This window comes from Pseudoalteromonas sp. S1609 (assembly GCF_005887255.1).
Taxonomy (GTDB): Bacteria; Pseudomonadota; Gammaproteobacteria; order Enterobacterales; family Alteromonadaceae; genus Pseudoalteromonas.
In genome coordinates this window covers 1-390 of the sequence record NZ_PNDJ01000256.1, presented here as the reverse complement: position 1 = coordinate 390, position 390 = coordinate 1, and the positions used below count along the sequence as shown (strand labels likewise).

Below are 390 nucleotides of genomic sequence, written 5' to 3'. Positions count from 1 at the left end.
AAATATCAGCAACCGCCATTGCATCATCCAACGTTTTTTGGAATTCAAAAGAGCGTCTACTTTGTAGTATTTAACTAATTTGAAGTTGTGGTATTCAAATACTTCTTTTAACTTAGAAGCAAATAATTCAGGATTGAATAAATCACCAACACGTACACCACGACGTGCTACTTTCTCTTCGTACGCTGGTCCGATACCACGACCCGTTGTACCGATTGGTTTATCGCCACGCGCAGTTTCGCGATCTACATCTAATTCAACCTTGAAAGGCAATATTAGCGTACATGCTTCACTGCTTAAAAGACGGTCACGTACAGGTCCGCCCCGCTCTTCAAGCATGCCAATTTCTTTCATTAGCGCTTCTGGTGATAAAACAACACCATTACCAAT

The 390-nt window shown here is 41.3% G+C and carries 1 pseudogene; it reads right to left on the bottom strand.

Annotated elements, in window-relative coordinates:
- Positions 1 to 390 (bottom strand): annotated as a pseudogene (locus tag CWB76_RS19640) (adenylosuccinate synthetase); the annotation flags it as partial.